This is a genomic window from Pseudomonas sp. MD330_10 (assembly GCF_042610415.1).
GTDB lineage: Bacteria > Pseudomonadota > Gammaproteobacteria > Pseudomonadales > Pseudomonadaceae > Aquipseudomonas > Aquipseudomonas rhodesiae.
In genome coordinates this window covers 22,556-40,102 of sequence record NZ_JBHGZU010000001.1, presented here as the reverse complement: position 1 = coordinate 40,102, position 17,547 = coordinate 22,556, and the positions used below count along the sequence as shown (strand labels likewise).

The window sequence follows — 17,547 nt, the reverse complement described above, 5'->3', positions numbered from 1 at the left end:
GGAGGGGCGATGAGATCCAGTATAGCCAGTGCCTGGCAGCGCTTTCGTCCCGGTATTGCGCCGACGGTGGTAGTGCTTGTGCTGCTGCCGCTGATGGTGGGGCTGGGATGCTGGCAGCTGTCTCGCGGCCAGGAAAAGCAGGTGCTGGTGGACAGCTATGCCGAGCGCCGTGCGGCCGAACCGATCCATGGTGACCAGCTCGCGGCGCTCGCAAACCCTGCGTTTCGTCGGGTTCACCTGCGCGGGCAGTTCGATGCCGAGCACAGCGTACTGCTCGACAACCGCATGCGCGATGGCAAGGCTGGTGTCGAGCTGCTGCAACCCTTCCATGACCAGGCCAGCGGTCTGTGGCTGTTGCTCAATCGCGGCTGGCTGCCCTGGCCGGACCGGCGCACCCCGCCGGCCTTCACCACCCCTGAACAACCGGTGAATCTCGACGCCTGGGTGTACGTGGCGCCGGGCGAAACCTTCCAATTGCAGGCCGACCCGGTGGCGTCCAATTGGCCGAGCTTGCTCACCGCGCTGCACCCCTCCGCGTTGTGGGCCGAGCTGGGTCGCAGCGGGTATGCCTACGAGTTGCGCGCCGAACCCGGCCCGGGCACGTACGAAACCCGCTGGCCGGTCGTGGCCATGGGCCCGGAAAAACATCTGGCGTATGCCGTGCAGTGGTTCGCCATGGTCTTGGCGTTGCTGGCGCTTTATCTCTATCTCGGATGGCACCACACAAAAAAGGAGAAGCCCCATGAGAGCGGCCATGAATCCACCCAACATGTCTGAGCTGCCCGACCGTCGCAAAGGCCGCTGGCAGTTGATCCTGATTCTGCTGATGGTCATCGGCCCGATGGTGTTGGCCACACTCATGTACAAGCTGCAGTTCTGGGTGCCCGATAGTCGCAGCTATCACGGCGAGCTGATTGGTGATGGTCAGACCCGCGCCGACATCGGCGTGCAGGCCGACGAGCAGCGCTGGCAACTGCTGGTTACGGCACCCACGGCCTGCGCCGCCGACTGCCAGCAACTGGTGTACCTGGCGCGGCAACTGCAGATTGGCCTGGGCCGCGATGCTTCGCGCGCCAGTCATGCCCTGGCCAGCGCGCAACCTTTGAGCACTGACTATGACGCCAAGCTCAAGGCCGAATACCCCCAGTTGCAACGCTACGCGCTGGACCTGTCGACCTTCGGCAAAAACGCCGCCGCGCCGGGTGACGCGCAGCTTTGGATCGTCGATCCCCACGGCAACCTGGTGCTGCGCTATGACGCCACGGTCAAGGGCAAGGATCTGCTCAACGACCTGCGTCATCTGTTGAAACTGTCCAACATCGGATAAGGGCATCGTCATGGCCAAACCTGGATTTCGCCTCGCGTTGTTTGCCACCCTGCTGGCGCTGATCGTCGTGCTGCTGGGTGCCTATACCCGCCTGACCCACGCCGGTCTCGGCTGCCCGGATTGGCCCGGTTGCTACGGTTTTATTGGGGTGCCCAACAGTGAAGCCCAACTGGCCCATGCCGAATTGCATTTTCCCAACACGCCGGTGGAGGCCGACAAAGGCTGGAGCGAGATGATCCATCGCTACTTCGCCGGCACCTTGGGGCTGCTGATCGGCGTGTTGGCGGCGCGGTGCTGGAGCCATCGGCGCGATCCCGGTCAGCCGGTGAAGTTGCCGCTGTTTCTGCTCGCCGTGGTATTCGCCCAGGCGGCGTTTGGTATGTGGACGGTGACATTGAAGCTGTGGCCGCAAGTGGTCACCGGGCACTTGCTGGGCGGCTTTGCCACCCTGAGCCTGCTGTTTTTGCTGACCCTGCGTTTGTCGGGAGTGTTACCGGCGTTGATCGTGCCGAAGCGCCTGCAGTATTGGGCCACGGCCGGGCTGGTGCTGGTGATCGGCCAGATCGCGCTGGGCGGCTGGGTAAGTTCCAACTATGCGGCCGTGGCCTGTATCGACCTGCCCACCTGCCACGGTCAATGGTGGCCGGCGGCGGACTTTGCCAACGGTTTTCACCTGACCCAACATATCGGCCCGAACTACCTGGGCGGGCAGCTCGACAGCGAGGCGCGTACGGCGATTCACCTGACCCACCGCTTGGGCGCGGTCATCGTCACCTTGGCCCTGCTCGGTTTGGCCTGGCAACTGCGCGCGGTGGGCATGACGCGACTGGCGGGCCTGTTGCTGATTGCCTTGGCCGCGCAAATCGGCCTGGGCTTGAGCAATGTGTATTTCCATCTGCCGCTGCCGGTGGCCGTGGCCCATAACGCCGGTGGCGCCGGGTTGTTGCTGACGCTGGTGCTGGTCAATTACCACGCGCGTACCAGCCTGGTACGGGTGCGCAGTCAGCGGCCGTTCGGCTGGCGCTTTATCCCGCGCAAACAGATATCGGGCCTGACCACCCTTAAAGGAGAAATGCCATGGCGACCTTGACCGGCGCGCGGCACGACCAGGCGCTCTGGCGCGACTATCTGGAGCTGACCAAGCCGAAAGTGGTGGTGCTGATGTTGATCACTTCCCTGGTCGGTATGTTTCTCGCGACCCGCGCTGGCGTGCCGTGGACGGTGCTGATTTTCGGCAATCTGGGGATCGCTCTGTGTGCAGGCGGCGCGGCGGCGATCAACCACGTGGTGGACCGGCGGATCGACGCTGTGATGGCTCGCACCCATAAGCGCCCGTTGGCCCAGGGGCGCGTGCAGCCTGTGGCCGCCCTGGCCTTTGCGTTGGTGTTGTCAGTGGCTGGGCTGACGCTGCTGCTGGCGTTCACCAATCCGCTGGCGGCATGGCTGACCTTGGCATCGTTGTTGGGGTATGCGGTGATCTATACCGGGTTTCTCAAGCGCGCTACGCCGCAGAATATCGTTATCGGCGGTTTGGCCGGAGCGGCGCCACCACTACTGGGCTGGGTTGCCGTCACTGGGCATGTCAGCGCCGAACCGCTGCTGCTGGTGCTGATTATCTTCGCCTGGACCCCGCCACACTTCTGGGCTTTGGCCATTCACCGCAAAGAGGAGTACGCCAAGGCCGATATTCCGATGCTGCCGGTAACCCACGGCGAGCATTACACCAAGGTGCATATTCTGCTTTATACCTTCGCCCTACTGGCAGTGAGCCTGATGCCCTACGTGATCCACATGAGCGGCCCGCTCTACCTGGGTTGCGCGCTGGTCTTGGGTGCGCGCTTTCTGCAATGGGCCTGGGTGTTGTACCGTGGCGGTCGGCCGCACGCGGCGATCAACACCTTCAAGTACTCTATCTGGTACCTGTTCCTACTGTTTATCGCGCTGCTCGTAGACCACTACTTACTGTTGAACCTATGACTCGAACTCAAAAAACCGTCTTTATCCTGGTGGCCATCGTCGCGTTGATCATGGGCCTGACCGTTAACAAAGTGCTCAACGGCAAAGGCCAGGGCGACCCCACCGCGCTGATCGACGCCGGCATCATCCTGCTGCCGCAAAGCCGCGCGCTGCCGCCGGTGACCATGACCAATCAGGACGGCCAGCCGGTGGTGATCAATGAATTGAAGGGTAAGTGGAGCTTGCTGTTCTTCGGCTACACCTTCTGCCCGGACATTTGCCCTACCACCCTTGCTCAACTGCGCCAGATCAAGAGCGAACTGCCCAAGGACGTTGTGGATAAGCTTCAGGTGATCCTGGTGAGTGTCGACCCCAACCGCGACACTCCGACCCAGCTCAAGCAGTACCTGGGCTATTTCGATCCGCAATTCCAGGGTTTGACCGGCGCAAATGTGGCTGAGGTGCAGAAGGTCTCGAACGCCGTGAGTATCCCGTTCATCCCGGCCGATACCAGCAAGCCGAACTACACCGTCGATCACAGCGGTAACCTCGCGCTGATCGGCCCGGACGGAACGCAACGTGGTTTTATCCGCGCGCCGTTGAACAACCAGAAGCTGGTGGCGCAATTACCAGGGTTGTTACAGCGTCAGTAGTAGCCGACACAAAAAATGTGGGGGGGGGGCTTGCTTGGCCGATAGCAGAGTGTCAGTCGATGTAGATGTCGACTGAAGCATTGCCATCGGGGGCAAGCCCCCTCCCACATTTGCTTTGTGTTGCCTGAGGGGTCGGGGCCAGCGTCTGCTGTTGATTGGGATCGAGTTCACGCCGTAAAGCTGAATTGAGATGCAAGCCCATCGGGTGGCCGATGTCAGAGGCACTGAACCACGGTTGGTCGTCGATTAGCACATTCGAGTCTTGCACAAACCTAATGTGGGAGGGGGCTTGCCCCCGATAGCAGGTGTCAGTCGATGTAGATGCCGACTGAAGCACTGCTATCGGGAGCAAGCCCCCTCCCAAATTGTCGATCGCCAGTGGACTGGGGATCAGTTTGTTTCTTCAGGATCAGAAAGCCGGCTTGATCGCACCTTTGTATTTTTCTTCGATGAATTGCTTCACCTCAGGGGTATGCAGCGCGGCGATCAGTTTCTTCACGGCGTCCGCGTCCTTGTTGTCTTCGCGGGTGACTAGGATGTTCACATACGGCGAGTCGCTGCCTTCGATCAACAGGGCGTCCTTGGCAGGGTCCAGCTTGGCTTCCAGGGCGTAGTTGGTGTTGATCAGCGCCAGGTCGACCTGGGTCAATACGCGTGGCAGGGTGGCGGCTTCCAGTTCGCGGAACTTCAGGTTTTTCGGGTTGGCGGTAATGTCTTTGATGGTCGACAGGATGTTGGTTGGGTCCTTCAGGGTGATCAGGCCGTTGTTGGCCAGAAGCAGCAGGGCGCGGCCGCCGTTGGTGGCGTCGTTAGGGATCACGACGTTGGCGCCGCTTGGCAGCTCGTCCATTTTTTTGTACTTGCTGGAGTAAGCACCCAGGGGCTCCAGGTGTACCCCGCCCACGCTTACCAAGTGAGTGCCCTTGGTCTTGTTGAACTCATCGAGGTACGGTTGGTGCTGGAAGAAGTTGGCGTCCAGGCGCTTCTCGGCCACTTGTACGTTGGGCTGCACGTAATCGGTGAACACCTTGACCTCGAGGTCCACGCCTTCTTTAGCCAGGGCCGGCTTCACGAATTCGAGGATTTCCGCGTGGGGCACCGGCGAGGCCGCGACGGTGAGGGTCTCGGCCGCGTGAGCGGAAAACGCGGCAACGGCGGCGAAAGCAACCAGTAGTTTTTTCATCCAGCAAGCTCCTTGTTCGGGCATCTGCCGGCAGTTGGCCGGCAATGGCCGTTATTTTCGAGAATAGTGTGTCACCAGCTTGTCGCCGATGGTTTGCAGAATCTGCACCAGCACAATCAACATGATGACGGTGACGACCATGACGTCGTCCTGGAAACGCTGGTATCCATAGCGGATCGCCAGGTCGCCCAACCCGCCGGCACCGACCACGCCGGCCATGGCGGTATAGCCCACCAGTGCAATGGCGGTCACGGTGATTGCGGCAATGATGCCAGGCTTCGCCTCGGGCAAAAGTGCCTTGACGATGATCTGCCGAGTAGTGGCACCCATGGCTTGCGTAGCTTCGATGATGCCGCGATCCACTTCGCGCAGAGCCGTTTCCACCAGCCGCGCGAAGAACGTCGAGGCGCCTACCACCAACGGCGGAATAGCGCCGGCCACTCCCAGGGATGTGCCGGTGATAAAGATCGTTGTAGGAATCATCACAATCAGCAGAATGATAAACGGCAGTGAGCGTATAGCGTTGACGATAAACGCCAGAACGCCGTAGGTGGCTTTCTGCTCCAGCAACTGACGTGGGCTGAACAAGAAGAGCAGGATGCCGAGCGGCAGGCCGACCAGCACGGTGAACAGCAGTGAAGTGCTGAGCATCAGCATGGTGTCACCGGTGGCGACCCAAATGTCGGCCCAATCCACCTTATCGAAGTAATGCAGTAACACGTCCATTAACGCAGGACCTCCATATGCACGTCGGCTGCGGTGAAGCGGGCGAAAGCTGCTTCCATATCACCGCCGGTGATGGCCAGAGTCAGTTGCCCGTAGGGAATGTCTTTGATGCGATCGATACGACCGGCAAGGATGCTGTAGTCCACTCCCGTCTCGCGCGCGACGGTACCCAACAATGGCGCGTAAGTCGCTTCGCCCTGGAATGTCAGGCGCACGATACGGCCAGGCACGTGAGCGAAGTCATCGCGCTGTTCGCTTTCGTCGATTTGGTCGGCTTCCTGCACAAAACGCTTGGTGGTCGGGTGCTTAGGGTGCAGGAACACATCCGCCACCGACCCCTGCTCGACGATCACACCGGCGTCCATCACGGCGACTTGGTCGCATACGCGACGGATCACATCCATTTCATGGGTGATCAGCACGATGGTCAGTTTCAACTCGCGATTGATTTCGGCCAGCAATTGCAGGACCGACGCGGTGGTCTGCGGGTCGAGGGCGCTGGTGGCTTCGTCGCACAGCAGGATCTTCGGCTTGGTTGCCAGGGCGCGGGCGATGCCGACGCGTTGCTTTTGGCCGCCGGAGAGTTGCGCGGGGTACTTCTTGGCGTGGTCGGACAGGCCCACGCGAGCGAGCAGTTCTGCCACCCGTTGGTCGATTGCCTTGCGCGACATTTCGCCGGCCAGGGTCAGTGGCAGCGCCACGTTGTCGGCGACGGTCTTGGAAGCCAGCAGGTTGAAGTGCTGGAAGATCATGCCGACCTGCTGACGGAAACGACGCAGGCCGTTGGCGTCCAGGGCGGTGACTTCTTCGCCATCGACCGTGATCTGACCGCCGCTGGGTTCTTCCAGGCGGTTGATCAAGCGCAACAGCGTGCTTTTACCTGCACCCGAATGGCCGATCAGGCCGAACACCTGGCCGTTCTCGACTCGCAGGCTGGTGGGATGCAGCGCGGGGATATCCCTACCGTCGACACGGTAGGTTTTATGGACGTTTTGAAACTCGATCACGTAGCGAACCTTGTGGGGCGCATGAAAAGGGATCAGCGGTTAGCCGGGCGCGCATTTTAGCCTGTCCGTATAGCGTTTCTTAGCATTTATTTCGTATCCAACCAGCGATTTGGCAATAACGCGATCAAAGGTCACAAAAAAGGAACGGCGCAAAACCCTGTCAGTCCCTACTTAAGCAACTCAATTTCCCAGGTGCCGTGCCTGGGGTTTTGCTCAAACGAGCCGGGGAACGCTCTGGCCACTTTGAATAAGGAGTTTTGACTGATGAGCACCAAGAAGCCAGCTACCCCGTCCAAGAGCGAACTCGCGGGGACCGATACCCTGGACCGCGGCAATACCAACGCCAAGCTGCAGGCCCTGGAAGCCTTTCGCTCCGATGCCACCGGCCAGGCTTTGCGTACCAACCAGGGCGTGAAGATTTCTGACAACCAGAACAGCTTGAAGGTCGGCTCCCGCGGCCCGTCGCTGCTCGAAGACTTCATCATGCGTGAAAAAATCACGCACTTTGACCATGAGCGCATCCCGGAGCGCATCGTGCATGCTCGCGGTACCGGCGCCCATGGCTATTTCCAGACCTACGAAGACCATTCGGCACTGACCAAGGCCGGATTCCTACGGACCCCCGAGCATAAAACCCCGGTATTTGCGCGGTTCTCCACCGTACAGGGCCCGCGTGGTTCCGGTGACACCGTGCGCGATGTGCGCGGCTTTGCCGTGAAGTTTTTCACCGAGGAAGGCAACTTCGACTTGGTGGGCAACAACATGCCAGTGTTTTTCATTCAGGACGCGATCAAGTTTCCTGACTTCGTGCATGCGGTAAAACCTGAGCCCCATAACGAAATTCCGACCGGCGGCTCGGCGCACGACACTTTCTGGGATTTCGTTTCCCTGGTGCCGGAATCGGCCCACATGGTGGTGTGGGCAATGTCCGACCGCGCCATTCCGAAAAGCCTGCGCGCCATGCAGGGTTTTGGCGTGCATACCTTTCGCCTGATCAACACTGAGGGCAAGTCCAGCTTCGTCAAATTCCACTGGCGTCCGAAGGTCGGCACCTGCTCCCTGGTGTGGGACGAAGCGCAGAAGCTTGCCGGTAAAGACACCGACTACCACCGCCGCGACCTGTGGGAATCCATCGAGAGCGGTGACTACCCAGAGTGGGAGCTGGGCGTACAGATCGTCGCCGAAGAGGACGAGCATAAGTTTGACTTCGACCTGCTCGACCCGACCAAGATCATCCCCGAAGAGTTGGTGCCCATCACGCCGCTGGGCAAGATGGTGCTTAACCGCAACCCAGACAACTTCTTTGCCGAAGTCGAGCAGGTGGCGTTCTGCCCGGGTCATATCGTGCCGGGTATCGATTTCACTAACGACCCGCTGCTGCAAGGCCGTCTGTTTTCCTACACGGACACGCAGATCAGCCGCCTGGGTGGTCCGAACTTCCATGAAATCCCGATCAATCGACCAGTCGCGCCGTTCCATAACGGCCAGCGCGACGCGCAGCACCGCAGCGTGATTGATAAGGGACGTGCCTCTTACGAGCCGAACTCCATCGATGGCGGCTGGCCGAAAGAAACCCCGCCGGGCCCGACCGACGGTGGCTTCGAAACCTATTACGAGCGCGTCGACGCCAACAAGGTACGTGAGCGCAGTGAGTCGTTTGGCGATCACTTCTCCCAGGCCACGCTGTTTTTCAACAGCATGAGCCACCATGAGAAAGAGCACATTATTGCCGCTTACAGCTTTGAGCTGGGCAAGGTCGAGCGCGAGCATATTCGTGCGCGCCAAGTGAACGAGATCCTCGCCAATATCGATTTGGAACTGGCCAAGCGTGTGGCGCAGAACCTGGGTCTGCCGGCACCGACCAAGGGCACCGTGCCGCCACGCGAAACATCGGTGAAAACGTCGCCAGCGTTGAGCCAAGTGAACCTGCTGTCGGGGGATATCAAGACGCGCAAAGTGGCGATTTTGGCCGCCAACGGCGTGGATGGTGCCGCGATTGATGCATTGAAAAAGGCCCTGGAGGCCGAAGGGGCTCACGCCAAATTGCTGGGGCCGACTTCGGCGCCGGTGAAGACGGCCGATGGCAAAACCCTGGCGGTGGATGCGTCGATGGAAGGCATGCCGTCCATTGCGTTCGATGCGGTGTTTATCCCTGGCGGCAAAGACTCGGTGAAAGCCCTGAGCGGCGACGGTGTGGCGTTGCACTACGTACTGGAAGCCTACAAGCACCTGAAGGCGATTGCCGTAGGGGCGGATGTGAAGCCGCTGCTGGATCAGCTGAAGCTAGAGGCGGATGCGGGGCTGATCGTCGGCTCGGATGCCAAAGCATTCAAGGCGTTCTTCGCCGCGATTGCACAGCACCGGGTCTGGGAGCGTGAGCCGAAGGCCAAGGCGATTCCGGCTTAAGGCAGGAGTTGCTAGTTAGATAGCTATCGGGGGCAAGCCCCCTCCCACATTTGAATGTATTCACAGTTCAATGTGTGGGAGGGGGCTTGCCCCCGATGCTTTTACTTCACTGCGCCTTGCGCGGAATCAGCACGATCTGCGCCGGTATCTTCTTCAGAATCTGCCGGTGAATCTTCAGGTCATATCCCGAATCAATGCGCTTCACCCGTTTGGTCAGCAGGCTGGCCAGCCACGGGTAATCTTCTGTGCGCGGCACCTGGATGCTCACGTCGCACTGGTAATTCACCACGTCGGTGGCGATGGCGTCGAGCTGATGGCGCATGTCTTCGATGTTGGTGAGGTTCAGCGCCACGGTGGTGCTCGGTGCTGCCGGGTCGATGACCTTCGCGGCGGGCTTGGCTTCGGCGGCTTTAAGGGCCTCTTCGGCTTGATCCAACTCGGCTTTACGGGCGTGAGTGATAGCGCTGTTGACGCCGCCGGTCAGCGCCGGTGCTTTTGGCATCAATGCCCGGGCGCGGCTCAAGGCGGTGGCGGCCGCGTTGACGTCGCCTTTTTGCAGCACGATTTGGCTGCGTTGTAGATAGGCTTCGGCCAGTTGGCGCTGGTAGGTTTCCAGCGCCGGATCATTGGGCGTCTGTGCCTGCAGGGTGGCGAGTTGGTCTTCGGCGGTGGCCAACTCACTGCTGGCCAGGTTTTGCTCCAGCTGCGCGATGGCCGCAGCACGCGGGTCCGTGGCCTCCGGGGCAGCGGGCGGTGTGCTTTGACAGGCACCCAGCAGCAGGGAAAATGCGGCAAGGAGCAGATAACGTGCGGTGAACGGCTTCATTCCTGCGACTCTCTATTTGCGCAAAAAGCGAGCAAGTCTACACCCCTCGACGGGGCAGGACAAAACTCAGCAGAAACAGGGCGGCGGCGGTGACCACGATCGACGGTCCGGCCGGCGTGTCCTTGAACCACGACAACGCCAGGCCCCCACACACCGCAAGCATCCCCAGCAGGCTGGCGCCAATCGCCATTTGCTCCGGTGAGCGGGCGTGACGCTGAGCGGCCGCGGCGGGGATGATCAGCAACGATGTGATCAACAATACGCCGACAATCTTCATCGCGACAGCAATCACCACCGCGATCAATAACATCAAGGCCATGCGCAGGGCGGGCACCGGCAAGCCTTCGACCCTGGCCAGTTCCTCATGCACAGTGATCGCCAGCAGCGGGCGCCACAGCGTCACCAGCAACACCAGCACCATCGCGCTGCCGCCGAGGATCCAGGCCAGGTCGGTGGGGCTGATTGCCAGCAGATCGCCGAACAGGTAAGCCATCAGGTCGATGCGCACTTCATGCATAAAGCTCAGCACCACCAGGCCCAGGGACAAGGTGCTCGGTGCCAGGATCCCCAGCAAGGTGTCGGAAGCCAGCGGCTGGCGCTGTTGCAGCGTCACCAACAGCACGGCCAGCAGCAGGCAGCCGGCGGTCACGGCGATGGTTGGGCTCACATCCAACAGGAAGCCCATGGCTACGCCCAGCAGCGCGGCGTGTGACAAGGTGTCGCCGAAATAGGCCATGCGCCGCCAGACCACGAACGAGCCCAGAGGGCCCGCGACCAGTGCCAGAGCCAAGCCTGCCAGCAGGGCGTAGAGCAGAAAATCAGCCATGCTTGCAGCTATCTCCGTGAACGTGGGTATGGGGGACGCTCGGGTCGTCGACCACTGCGCCATGTAGGTCATGGGCGTGGTCATGATGGTGATGGTAAATCGCCAGGCTTTGCGCGTTTTTGCCGAACAACTCGACAAATGCCGGGTCGCCGCTGACTTGTTCCGGGTGGCCCGAGCAGCACACATGGCGGTTGAGGCATACCACTTGGTCGGTGGTGCTCATCACCAGATGCAGATCGTGAGACACCATCAGCACGCCACAGCCGTGGCGGTCGCGCAGGCGGGTGATCAGGCTATACAGTTCGGCCTGGCCGGCGACGTCGACGCCCTGCACGGGCTCGTCCAGCACCAGCAGCTCCGGTTCGCGCAGCAGCGCGCGGGCCAGCAGCACGCGTTGCATTTCGCCGCCGGAAATACTTTGTACCGGGCTGTCGATCACCTGTTCGGCGCCGACTTCCTTAAGTGCGGCTTGGGCGCGGGCGCGGTCCACGCCGGGCACCAGACGCAGGAAGCGCAATACGGACAGCGGCAGAGTTGGGTCCACATGCAGTTTCTGCGGCATATAGCCCACGCGTAGCTTGGGCTTGCGCCACACACTGCCGCTGTCGGGCTTGAGCAGGCCGAGCACGGCGCGCACCAGCGTGGTCTTGCCGGCACCGTTAGGGCCGATCAGTGTGACGATCTGCCCCGGCTCCACGCTGAGCGCGATGTTATCCAGCACGTTTTGCCCGGCGAACTTGACGCCGACCTGCTCCAGACGGATTAACGCGTTGCTCATCAAGCCCCCTGGCAACCCGAGCACAAACCGACCACTTCGACGGTTTGCCCTTCGACTTGGAAGCCAACGTCGGCGGCGCTGTGGATAATCGCATCGCTGATGCTTTTTTGTTCAAGCTCGATGGCCGCATGGCACACCCGGCAGATCAGGAACTGGCCCTGGTGCGCATGCTCCGGGTGGTTGCACCCGACAAACGCGTTGAGGGAGGCGATACGGTGGACCAGGCCGTTTTCCAGCAGGAAATCCAGCGCGCGATAAACCGTAGGCGGCGCGGCGCGGCGGCCGTCCTGCTCGCTGAGCACGCCGAGAATGTCGTAGGCGCCCAGTGGTTTGTGGCTCTGCCAGACCAATTCCAGCACGCGCCGCCGCAGCGCGGTCAGGCGCAGGCCTTGGCGTGCGCACAGCGCATCGGCCTCCGACAGCGCGCTGTGCACGCAGTGAGAGTGGTCGTGGGGACGGCTGGCAAGCGGTGTTATAGGCATGAGCGGCGACAGATATTTGATAGAGACGTTATTATGTTACCCGTTCCTACGCCATTGAGTGGTCATCGTGTCCCGACTTTTTCCCGTTTTTGTCGTATTTGTCACCAGTTTATTCATTGCCGGTGCCGCTCAGGCCGACGTCAAGGTGCTCACCAGCATCAAGCCGTTGCAGCTGATCGCCGCGGCGGTGCAGGACGGCGTGGCGGTTCCGGAAGTGCTGTTGCCGCCGGGCGCGTCGCCGCATAACTTCGCCTTGCGCCCCTCCGACGTACGGCGTGTGCAGTCGGTCGACCTGCTGTATTGGATCGGGCCGGACATGGAAACCTTCCTGCCTCGCGTGCTCAAAAATCGTACAGCCACAACTGTGGCCGTGCAGGACCTGCCTGGCATGCAATTGCGCCGTTTCGCCGAAGATAGCCATTCCCACGCCGATGAAGACGAACATGATCACGATCACCGTCCAGGCAGCGTGGATGCCCACTTGTGGCTATCGACAGTGAACGCCCGCGTGATTGCCGCGCGCATGGCCTCCGATCTCGCCAGCGCCGACCCTGCCAATGCCGCGCGTTATCAGAGCAACGCCAAGGCTTTCGCCGCACGCCTGGATGCGTTGGACGCGCGCTTGAAGACACGTCTGGCCGGCATCGGCGACAAGCCCTACTTCGTCTTTCACGAAGCCTTCGATTACTTCGAAGCTGCCTACGGCCTCAAGCATGCCGGCGTGTTCAGTGTTGCCGCTGAGGTACAGCCGGGGGCTCAGCACGTCGCGGCAATGCGTACGCGGTTGCAGGAAGTGGGCAAAACCTGTGTGTTCAGCGAACCGCCGCTGCGTCCGCGTTTAGCTGAAACCCTGGTGGCAGGGTTGCCGGTAAAACTGGCGGAATTGGATGCTTTGGGCGGTTACACCCCGGCGACCGCGCAAGGTTATGAGCAGGTGCTGGAAAAGTTAGGCAATGACCTGGCTGGGTGCCTGGAGTCGTTGTAAGTCTTAGTGCAGTTCAAATGTGGGAAGGGTTTGCCCCTTCCCGCATTGTTGACCGGATCGGCGCTTAGAGCGCGAATGGCAGGTTGACCGTGACCTGCTGACGCTGCGCCAGGCGATGTTCGAACTCGGCGGGATCGTGAATGAGAACATCCTGCCCGGCAAACGACTCTGCCGCGATCAAGCGCGAGAGCCAGAAGCGTACACACGCTACCCGCAGCAGGGTCGGCCACAGCTCGGCTTCCTTGGCGGTAAATGGCCGCAGGCTCGCGTAGGCGCCCAACAGTGCGCGAGCGCGGGGTGCGTCGATCACACCGTCGGCGTCCGAACACCAGTCGTTCAGGGCAATCGCCACGTCGTACAGCATCGGGCCCGAGCAGGCGTTGTAGAAGTCGATCAGACCGGTCAGATGTGTGCCTTCGAACATCGCGTTGTCGCGGAACAGGTCCGCGTGCACGTTGGCCCGAGGCAAGGCCAGGATCTGAGCCTTATGGGCGGCGATTTCATCCAGCGCGCCTTGCAACAGGCGCTGCTGGGCACCGTTAAGATGTGAAATCAGCTGGTTGCCCTCACTGAGCATCCAGTCCAACCCGCGATCGGTCTTACGCTCCAGCACCTTGTCGCCCTGAGTCGCCAGATGCAGGTGACCGAGCAATTCGCCGACCTGGGCGCAGTGCTGGGCATTGGCATCTTTGATGTGCTTGCCGGCCAGGCGCGGCTGCAACAGCGCCGGTTTGCCGGCCAGTTCGCGCAGGGCCACGCCATCGGTTGTACGCAGGGCGTATGGCACGGGCAGGTTGGCGTCGTGGAGTACATCCAGCAGCTCGATGAAGAACGGCATTTCCTGCACCGGGCCGCGCTCAACCAGGGTCAGGACAAACTCGCCCTGCTCCAGGCTGATAAAGAAGTTGGTGTTTTCGCTACCAGCGGCAATCCCCTGGAAGTCAAGCAGGCGGCCGAGCCCATAAGGGGCAAGAAAGGTTTCCAGCTCGGGCCGAGCCAGGGGGGTAAACACAGACATGGTTAAAACTGCCAGTACGGGCGCCGCGGTGGGCGGCGCCAATTGAAGTTAAGAAGTCATTTCCATTCGAAGATCTTCCATGACGGGATCAGCATATCCGGCTGGTCGGAGCGGATGAAGTTCGCATCGGTTCCGTCTGCGCGCACCAGGAAATAGGGCGGGCCCTTCTTAGGGATCACCTTAATTGCGTACAGGAAGCCATTCTGACGATATTCCTGAATAGTCTTATCGCCTTCCGTGCGAATGGTAACTTGCGGGTCGCCCGAAGGCGCATCGTCTGCCGCCATGGCAGCCATCGGAGCGAGTGCGATCAAGCCGGTCAACAGCAGGCGATTGAATGTACGCATGATAACCTTGTCCCTTTGTTTTCATTGGTCCGGCTATTCTAGCGCCTGACCCGCCGAAAAGGTTGATCCTGCTCATGAGCCAAGCCCCCCTCGTCCTGGTGGACGGTTCGTCCTACCTGTACCGCGCCTTCCACGCGCTGCCACCGCTGACCACCTCCAAAGGCCTGCCGACCGGTGCGGTCAAAGGCGTCTTGAACATGCTCAAAAGCCTGCGCAAGCAGTACCCGGACAGCCCGTTCGCGGTGGTGTTCGACGCTAAGGGTGGGACTTTTCGCGATGACATGTACGCCGAATACAAGGCCAACCGCCCCAGCATGCCTGATGACATGCGCCTGCAGATCGAGCCGCTGCACCAGAGCGTGATCGCCTTGGGCTTCCCGTTGCTGTGCGTCGAAGGCGTCGAGGCCGACGACGTGATCGGCACCCTGGCGCGCAGCAGTGCGGCCGCTGACCGTCCGGTAGTGATCTCCACCGGTGATAAAGACATGGCGCAGTTGGTCGACGGGCACATTACCTTGGTCAACACCATGACCGGTAGCGCCTTGGACGTGGAGGGCGTAAAGGAGAAATTTGGCGTCGCTCCCGAGCAGATCATCGACTATCTGGCGTTGATGGGCGATTCGTCCGACAACATCCCCGGCGTACCGGGCATCGGCCCCAAGACTGCGTCCGGCCTGCTGGTGGGCGTCAATGGTGGCCTCAAAGAGCTTTATGAGCAGTTGGATATCGTGCCGACGCTGCCGATCCGTGGGGCCAAGAACCTGCCGGCCAAGTTGGAAGAACACAAGGAAATGGCGTTTCTTTCCTACCAATTGGCGACGATCAAGATCGATGTGCCGCTGGACGTGGGCTTGGATGACCTGCATCTGATCGAACCGGACCGTGAAAAACTGCTGGAGCTGTACACCCTGCTGGAGTTCAAGAGCTGGTACGACGAAGTGCAGCGTGATACCAAACGCGTCGAGCTGAGGGCGTCGACCGAAGCGGCCCCCGTCGCAGCGGTAGCGGAGGCAGTGGTAGTGGCCCCTGTTGAAGCGGTCTACACCACCATCTTGGATCAGGCCACGTTCGACGTCTGGCTGAAGAAGCTCGACGCTGCAACGTTGATCGCGTTCGACACGGAAACCACCGGGATCGACGCTCATCAGGCGCAATTGGTCGGCGTGTCCTTTGCTGTGCAGCCCCACGAAGCGGCCTACGTCCCCCTAGCCCATTCCTACATCGGCGTACCGCAGCAACTGGATCGCGACAGCGTATTGCTCGCCCTGAAACCGCTGCTGGAAGATCCGAACAAGCTCAAAGTCGGCCAGCACGCCAAGTTCGACATGAACATCCTGGCCAACTGTGCCATCGGCGGCGACCCCGCGCACGGCATCACGGTGCGCGGCATTGCATTCGACACCATGCTCGAATCCTACGTGCTCAATTCCACCGCGACCCGGCATGACATGGACAGCCTGGCGAAGAAATACCTGGACTACGACACAGTCAGCTTCCAAGACATCGCCGGCAAAGGCGCCAAGCAACTCACCTTCGACCAGATTCCACTGGAGCAGGCCGGGCCTTATGCGGCTGAAGATGCCGATGTGACGCTGCGTCTGCATCAGGCGCTGCATGCGCGACTGGCCGCCATCCCGAGCTTGGCCAGTGTGCTGACGGACATCGAAATGCCGTTGGTGCCGGTGTTGGCACGTATCGAGCGTCAGGGTGCCTTGGTGGATGCGCAGCTGCTGGGCGTTCAGAGCATCGAACTGGGCAACAAGATGGTGGAGCTGGAGCGACAAGCATTCGAGATCGCCGGTGAGGCGTTCAACCTGGGCTCGCCCAAACAACTAGGGGCGATTCTTTACGAAAAGCTCGGGCTTCCGGTACTGAAGAAAACCGGCAAAGGCCAGGCCTCCACCGCTGAAGAAGTGCTGGCCAAGCTGGCCGAAGATGACTACCCGTTGCCCAAAGTGCTGATGCAGTACCGCAGCATGAGCAAGCTCAAAAGCACATACACCGACCGCCTGCCGGAGCAGATCAACCCGCGCACCGGGCGTATCCACACGTCTTATCACCAGGCAGTGGCGGCGACCGGTCGACTGTCGTCCAGTGACCCGAACCTGCAGAACATTCCGGTGCGTACCGCCGAGGGGCGACGGATTCGCCAGGCGTTTGTCGCACCCAAGGGCTACAAGCTGCTGGCGGCGGACTATTCGCAGATCGAGCTGCGCATCATGGCGCACTTGTCCAAAGATGAAGGGCTGATGAATGCCTTCCGTCATAACCTGGATGTGCACACGGCCACGGCGGCCGAAGTGTTCAAGGTCGAGCTGGGGGCGGTCACGTCCGATCAGCGTCGCAGCGCCAAGGCGATTAACTTTGGTCTGATCTACGGCATGGGCGCGCAAAAGCTGGGTAAGGACATTGGTGTCGATACCAAGACGGCCAAGGCTTATATCGACGTCTACTTCGCCCGCTACCCGGGAGTGCGCGAGTATATGGAGCGCACTCGGGCCCAGGCGGCCGATCAAGGTTATGTCGAAACCTTCTTCGGGCGCCGGCTGTACCTGCCGGATATCAACTCCAATAAACCCCAAGAGCGCGCCGCGGCGGAACGCACCGCGATCAACGCGCCGATGCAAGGCACGGCGGCGGACATCATCAAGAAAGCCATGGTGCGGGTGGATAACTGGCTTACCGACTCGGGCCTGGACGCCAAGGTGATCCTGCAAGTGCACGACGAACTCGTACTGGAAGTGCGTGAAGACCTGGTTGCGCAAGTCAGCGAGAAGATCCGCGAGCATATGAGCGCCGCAGCCCAGCTGGATGTGCCGTTGCTGGTGGAAGTGGGCGTGGGTGATAACTGGGATGAGGCGCACTGATAACGGGCGCTTTGCCATCGCTAAGGGTGGTGGCATTGCGCTTTATGTCGGAAAGACCTGACAGTTATTTCCAATAGTTTTCGGGCAATTCGGAACTTAACCTGTGAACTGCCACTCAGAGTTACTGAATGGGTGGTGAAGCCCTTCAATGCTCCTATGT

General features: G+C 60.8%; 17 protein-coding genes. 8 read left to right on the top strand and 9 right to left on the bottom strand.

The genetic code is table 11. From position 1 onward, the window contains the following. The first annotated feature begins 9 nt into the window (after nucleotides 1-9). From ACFZPT_RS00190 to ACFZPT_RS00170, 5 genes are read left to right on the top strand one after another with little or no spacing between them, the layout of a single operon-like run. Nucleotides 10-777, top strand: coding sequence for an SURF1 family protein (locus ACFZPT_RS00190; RefSeq protein WP_099312986.1), 768 nt, complete (start codon nucleotides 10-12; stop codon nucleotides 775-777). Then, complete coding sequence (locus ACFZPT_RS00185) at nucleotides 743-1,327, top strand: hypothetical protein (protein ID WP_034101695.1); 585 nt, start codon at nucleotides 743-745, stop codon at nucleotides 1,325-1,327. The genes ACFZPT_RS00190 and ACFZPT_RS00185 overlap by 35 nt, the downstream gene beginning before the upstream one ends. A gap of 10 nt (nucleotides 1,328-1,337) precedes the next feature. After that, nucleotides 1,338-2,417, top strand: coding sequence for a heme A synthase (locus ACFZPT_RS00180; RefSeq protein ID WP_099312987.1), 1,080 nt, complete (start codon nucleotides 1,338-1,340; stop codon nucleotides 2,415-2,417). Further along, nucleotides 2,405-3,304 carry a heme o synthase gene (gene cyoE / locus ACFZPT_RS00175; protein ID WP_034111134.1) on the top strand — a complete coding sequence of 300 codons (900 nt, stop codon included), beginning with the start codon at nucleotides 2,405-2,407 and terminating at the stop codon, nucleotides 3,302-3,304. The genes ACFZPT_RS00180 and cyoE overlap by 13 nt, the downstream gene beginning before the upstream one ends. After that, entirely contained in the window at nucleotides 3,301-3,936 is a 636-nt protein-coding gene (locus tag ACFZPT_RS00170) for an SCO family protein (RefSeq protein ID WP_034101699.1), read from the top strand. The genes cyoE and ACFZPT_RS00170 overlap by 4 nt, the downstream gene beginning before the upstream one ends. A 409-nt stretch (nucleotides 3,937-4,345) precedes the next feature. Here the strand turns inward: ACFZPT_RS00170 and ACFZPT_RS00165 are convergent, their stop codons facing one another. The 3 genes from ACFZPT_RS00165 to ACFZPT_RS00155 are packed head-to-tail and all read right to left on the bottom strand — an operon-like array spanning nucleotide 4,346 to nucleotide 6,852. Then, complete coding sequence (locus ACFZPT_RS00165) at nucleotides 4,346-5,119, bottom strand: MetQ/NlpA family ABC transporter substrate-binding protein (RefSeq protein WP_047882318.1); 774 nt, start codon at nucleotides 5,117-5,119, stop codon at nucleotides 4,346-4,348. 51 nt (nucleotides 5,120-5,170) lie between these two features. Then, entirely contained in the window at nucleotides 5,171-5,845 is a 675-nt protein-coding gene (locus ACFZPT_RS00160) for a methionine ABC transporter permease (RefSeq protein ID WP_034101701.1), read from the bottom strand. Continuing rightward, nucleotides 5,845-6,852, bottom strand: a complete 1,008-nt coding sequence (locus ACFZPT_RS00155) for a methionine ABC transporter ATP-binding protein (protein WP_034136349.1) — start codon at nucleotides 6,850-6,852, stop codon at nucleotides 5,845-5,847. The genes ACFZPT_RS00160 and ACFZPT_RS00155 overlap by 1 nt, the downstream gene beginning before the upstream one ends. Nucleotides 6,853-7,116: 264 nt before the next feature. Between ACFZPT_RS00155 and katE the strand changes: the two genes are divergently transcribed. Continuing rightward, entirely contained in the window at nucleotides 7,117-9,258 is a 2,142-nt protein-coding gene (gene katE / locus ACFZPT_RS00150; RefSeq protein ID WP_034111138.1) for a catalase HPII, read from the top strand. 106 nt (nucleotides 9,259-9,364) lie between these two features. Here the strand turns inward: katE and ACFZPT_RS00145 are convergent, their stop codons facing one another. From ACFZPT_RS00145 to zur, 4 genes are read right to left on the bottom strand one after another with little or no spacing between them, the layout of a single operon-like run. Then, nucleotides 9,365-10,084 (bottom strand): PA5502 family lipoprotein, encoded by a 720-nt coding sequence (locus ACFZPT_RS00145; RefSeq protein WP_034111139.1) that lies wholly within the window; start codon nucleotides 10,082-10,084, stop codon nucleotides 9,365-9,367. Between the two features lie 37 nt (nucleotides 10,085-10,121). Further along, nucleotides 10,122-10,910 carry a zinc ABC transporter permease subunit ZnuB gene (gene znuB / locus ACFZPT_RS00140; RefSeq protein WP_034101706.1) on the bottom strand — a complete coding sequence of 263 codons (789 nt, stop codon included), beginning with the start codon at nucleotides 10,908-10,910 and terminating at the stop codon, nucleotides 10,122-10,124. Then, the gene (znuC, locus tag ACFZPT_RS00135; RefSeq protein ID WP_034101708.1) at nucleotides 10,903-11,688 is read right to left on the bottom strand and encodes a zinc ABC transporter ATP-binding protein ZnuC; all 786 of its coding nucleotides are present in this window, start codon (nucleotides 11,686-11,688) and stop codon (nucleotides 10,903-10,905) included. Before znuC ends, znuB begins: the two co-directional genes overlap by 8 nt. Continuing rightward, complete coding sequence (gene zur / locus ACFZPT_RS00130; protein WP_034101709.1) at nucleotides 11,688-12,170, bottom strand: zinc uptake transcriptional repressor Zur; 483 nt, start codon at nucleotides 12,168-12,170, stop codon at nucleotides 11,688-11,690. The genes znuC and zur overlap by 1 nt, the downstream gene beginning before the upstream one ends. A gap of 58 nt (nucleotides 12,171-12,228) precedes the next feature. Between zur and ACFZPT_RS00125 the strand changes: the two genes are divergently transcribed. Continuing rightward, complete coding sequence (locus tag ACFZPT_RS00125) at nucleotides 12,229-13,155, top strand: zinc ABC transporter substrate-binding protein (protein WP_034136353.1); 927 nt, start codon at nucleotides 12,229-12,231, stop codon at nucleotides 13,153-13,155. Nucleotides 13,156-13,219: 64 nt separating this feature from the next. Here ACFZPT_RS00125 and ACFZPT_RS00120 read toward each other — a convergent pair whose 3' ends face one another. After that, nucleotides 13,220-14,173: a homoserine kinase gene (locus tag ACFZPT_RS00120; protein WP_034101711.1), complete on the bottom strand. Its 954-nt coding sequence runs from the start codon at nucleotides 14,171-14,173 to the stop codon at nucleotides 13,220-13,222. Between the two features lie 56 nt (nucleotides 14,174-14,229). Beyond that, nucleotides 14,230-14,520: a DUF2782 domain-containing protein gene (locus ACFZPT_RS00115; RefSeq protein WP_034101712.1), complete on the bottom strand. Its 291-nt coding sequence runs from the start codon at nucleotides 14,518-14,520 to the stop codon at nucleotides 14,230-14,232. A 74-nt stretch (nucleotides 14,521-14,594) separates the two neighbouring features. Between ACFZPT_RS00115 and polA the strand changes: the two genes are divergently transcribed. After that, on the top strand, nucleotides 14,595-17,387 hold the full coding sequence (gene polA / locus ACFZPT_RS00110) for a DNA polymerase I (protein WP_099312988.1): 2,793 nt from the start codon (nucleotides 14,595-14,597) through the stop codon (nucleotides 17,385-17,387). Nucleotides 17,388-17,547 lie beyond the last annotated feature (160 nt).

Excerpts from the sequence above, each read along its gene's own strand:
- ACFZPT_RS00160 (WP_034101701.1), bottom strand. The coding sequence starts at position 5,845 with ATGGACGTGTTACTGCATTACTTCGATAAGGTGGATTGGGCCGACATT.
- cyoE (WP_034111134.1), top strand. The coding sequence starts at position 2,405 with ATGGCGACCTTGACCGGCGCGCGGCACGACCAGGCGCTCTGGCGCGAC.
- znuB (WP_034101706.1), bottom strand. The coding sequence starts at position 10,910 with ATGGCTGATTTTCTGCTCTACGCCCTGCTGGCAGGCTTGGCTCTGGCA.
- ACFZPT_RS00120 (WP_034101711.1), bottom strand. The coding sequence starts at position 14,173 with ATGTCTGTGTTTACCCCCCTGGCTCGGCCCGAGCTGGAAACCTTTCTT.
- ACFZPT_RS00190 (WP_099312986.1), top strand. The coding sequence starts at position 10 with ATGAGATCCAGTATAGCCAGTGCCTGGCAGCGCTTTCGTCCCGGTATT.
- ACFZPT_RS00165 (WP_047882318.1), bottom strand. The coding sequence starts at position 5,119 with ATGAAAAAACTACTGGTTGCTTTCGCCGCCGTTGCCGCGTTTTCCGCT.
- ACFZPT_RS00170 (WP_034101699.1), top strand. The coding sequence starts at position 3,301 with ATGACTCGAACTCAAAAAACCGTCTTTATCCTGGTGGCCATCGTCGCG.
- ACFZPT_RS00145 (WP_034111139.1), bottom strand. The coding sequence starts at position 10,084 with ATGAAGCCGTTCACCGCACGTTATCTGCTCCTTGCCGCATTTTCCCTG.
- katE (WP_034111138.1), top strand. The coding sequence starts at position 7,117 with ATGAGCACCAAGAAGCCAGCTACCCCGTCCAAGAGCGAACTCGCGGGG.
- ACFZPT_RS00115 (WP_034101712.1), bottom strand. The coding sequence starts at position 14,520 with ATGCGTACATTCAATCGCCTGCTGTTGACCGGCTTGATCGCACTCGCT.
- zur (WP_034101709.1), bottom strand. The coding sequence starts at position 12,170 with ATGCCTATAACACCGCTTGCCAGCCGTCCCCACGACCACTCTCACTGC.
- polA (WP_099312988.1), top strand. The coding sequence starts at position 14,595 with ATGAGCCAAGCCCCCCTCGTCCTGGTGGACGGTTCGTCCTACCTGTAC.
- ACFZPT_RS00185 (WP_034101695.1), top strand. The coding sequence starts at position 743 with ATGAGAGCGGCCATGAATCCACCCAACATGTCTGAGCTGCCCGACCGT.
- znuC (WP_034101708.1), bottom strand. The coding sequence starts at position 11,688 with ATGAGCAACGCGTTAATCCGTCTGGAGCAGGTCGGCGTCAAGTTCGCC.
- ACFZPT_RS00180 (WP_099312987.1), top strand. The coding sequence starts at position 1,338 with ATGGCCAAACCTGGATTTCGCCTCGCGTTGTTTGCCACCCTGCTGGCG.